1 protein-coding gene is annotated in these 1069 nt (G+C 29.2%); it reads left to right on the top strand.

The annotated features are described in order from the left end of the window. Positions 1 to 344 precede the first annotated feature (344 nt). Complete coding sequence (locus FTU83_RS17290) at positions 345 to 770, top strand: hypothetical protein (protein ID WP_180036304.1); 426 nt, start codon at positions 345 to 347, stop codon at positions 768 to 770. The last annotated feature ends 299 nt before the right edge of the window (positions 771 to 1069 follow it).

Genomic DNA, 1069 nt, shown 5'->3' with positions numbered 1-1069 from the left:
CCAAATTGAAATATTTCCTCGATTTATTAATGCTCGATTATAAGAAGACCAATTGGTGGTACGATAAATTTTAGGTGCAGGCTTGTTCATTTGGAAATTATATTGTGGAATAAGCCCTTAACGATAGGTTTGTGCAACAAAGCCATAGTAACATAAAAAATTAAGAAATTTAAGGGAGTTGATTGCATGATTAAGTTTGAGGATATATTTTACACTTAATGGGTTGTTAAAAGGAATTGTTTTTTATTTTCTATATCTGGGGCATATTATATTTTGAATTGGTGTTTATTAGGTTTTTATTAAAGATGGTGTGTTTGGGAAAAAATTCAAAAGGTTTAAATGTTGTGAATAAAGTAATAATGCTTATTCTTATTGGTCTTCAATTTAGCGCGTGTGTTGAAAATAAGGTTGTGAACGGTGTTGATGTTGATCGAAAAGAGGTACAAAATGAGTTAAAGTTAGTAAGAGAGTATGTTGGTGAACAGAAGAATAAACTACCTGTGAATGTAGATAATTATACTAGATGGGTGGATTTTAAATTTTCTGATAATAAATTAACCTATATTTACATGGTTTCATTTGAAAGTATTAGTGATTATCAGGCGGCTGATATGAGGAAATATTATTATTCTAAGCCAAAGATAGATGAAATTTGTGAATCAATTGCTATCTTATCTAATTTGGATATTGTGTATGAGTATAAATATGTTAATTTAAAAAACAAGGAATTGATTACAATTCCATTTAATAAAAAGATATGTGATATTTAATTATGTTTTTTTTGAAAGGTATAATTTTGGTTTTATTTTGAATTAAGATTGTAATGAAAAAATTTGAATTAATTAATAAATCCCTTTTAGCAACCGTAGCATTCCTTCTGTTGCCATTTTGGTCTTATCTTTATTATGGTTATTTTTGGATTCTTTTTCTAGGCATTTTAACGGCTTTGTTGCACAAAGATTTGAAATACAAAGCCCCCCCTAATTGAGCCAAATTTAAGGCGTAACTTGGGTAAGTGGTCGACCTAATTCCGTAAATCTGTTGAGGACTGCTACACGTGCATGAATTT

It is taken from the genome of Acinetobacter sp. YH12152 (assembly GCF_013418285.1).
GTDB lineage: Bacteria > Pseudomonadota > Gammaproteobacteria > Pseudomonadales > Moraxellaceae > Acinetobacter > Acinetobacter amyesii.
This window is presented reverse-complemented; position numbering and strand designations above follow the sequence as displayed.